Source organism: Acidovorax sp. SUPP1855 (assembly GCF_030158955.1).
In the GTDB taxonomy this organism is placed as follows: Bacteria; Pseudomonadota; Gammaproteobacteria; order Burkholderiales; family Burkholderiaceae_C; genus Paracidovorax.
Genome location: NZ_BQXI01000078.1, coordinates 1 through 1404 on the forward strand (window position 1 = coordinate 1; position 1404 = coordinate 1404).

General features: G+C 49.3%; 2 protein-coding genes. One reads left to right on the forward strand and one right to left on the reverse strand.

The genetic code is table 11. The annotated features are described in order from the left end of the window. A partial coding sequence (locus AVMA1855_RS26455; protein ID WP_284428001.1) for a hypothetical protein occupies positions 1-489 on the forward strand: 489 nt, incomplete at its 5' end. Positions 490-953: 464 nt separating this feature from the next. Here the strand turns inward: AVMA1855_RS26455 and AVMA1855_RS26460 are convergent. Continuing rightward, positions 954-1235 (reverse strand): hypothetical protein, encoded by a 282-nt coding sequence (locus tag AVMA1855_RS26460; RefSeq protein WP_284428002.1) that lies wholly within the window; start codon positions 1233-1235, stop codon positions 954-956. Positions 1236-1404: the final 169 nt, after the last annotated feature.

Consider the following 1404-nt stretch of genomic DNA (forward strand, 5'->3'; position numbering starts at 1 on the left):
TTGTGTTGGCGCGAGGCCTCAGCGAACAGGTCGAACTTCAGGGCGCTACGGGGAGTGATCATGGCAAAGGATGGAGCACGCGTTCTCGATCAACAAGGGACCGGATGGGTTTTGAGAGGTTCCCTATTGGGGGGGACGGAAATTTATGAGCTTTACAAGCTACATGTCCTGTCCAGTCAAGGTGCGGTTCGCGCTACTGGAAAATTGGAATTGACTGCAAAGAGTTTGAAGCTTCGTAGCGCGGGCATTATTATTTTGGATTGCCCGAGATATCGGTGCGGATACCCAGGCATGGAGGCCGATGCAGGAAAAGAAGTGACAGCTTATTTAACGGATGGACGCATATTGGCCGTCCAGATTGATGGCACGCACCGAGACACCTTGGCACTGGTCAATGGCCAAAAGAAGAACAGAATCATGTGGTATGTCATTCAGCTCATCTTCGGTATTTCAATATTTATTCTTACCTACAAGGGTCGCTCACGATGAGTTGGGCGTTCTGTCTGAGCAGCGAAACCATCTTCCGAACGCTATGAGCACACTGTCGCACAGAACAGGATCCGCTCATAAGTGAGCATATAAACGCGTCTAGCACCAAGTATTTTTTAAATATTGGCGAAGAGGTTCGAAGCGTATGTTCAGCCGAATTTAAACGAAGGCACTCATCTGGATTTTTTGGTGCCGTAAAGTGATGGCCTGGGTATTCAAGGCAGACTCAGCAGACTTTAAAAAGCCAGGGCTTCCATTTGTTATAATTGAATGTTATTTACTACAGAACCCAGAATACTTTTTTATGCACTAAATGACTACAAGGTCGGCAAAGTGGCGCAGAAAATTCGCGAAAAGTCCTAACAGCAGCCTGAAATTATCCAGGCCTATGCTATGCAATGATTTTTTTAATATCGATTTCTGACGGAAAAAATTTAGCAAAATCGTGAGTTACTGTGAGCCAATTACTGACTAGTTCCGGTCTCATCGCTGGCGCTACGGGACAAATGAAAGCTGCACAGATACAGGCCCAGCAAAAGGCAGGGCAGGAAAAGAAAAATGAAGGGCAAGAAGGCCGCTGTACATACCATTCCAGCCAATCCACCACCCATCGGCCAGAGCAGGGACGTTCGCTCTTCCCTCAGCCAGGCGAGGTTCATCACGATAAGCGCCAACCAAGCGAAGGCAGCTGCAATTCCAAGGTAGAACCCCGTTCCCCTGACTGCCGAAGCGGGATCGGCGATCACGGCAACCATCGATGAGCCCACGATCATCGTTAACGACATCAACACGAGAATGACCCGTCCTGGAATAGGTTGACACCTATGCGGGACTGAACCCTAGCCGTAATTGGCTTGCAAGAGACGCCCGGTGCACCGCATCGGGCGTTTTGTATTCTAGGGACAGGTGGGGCCG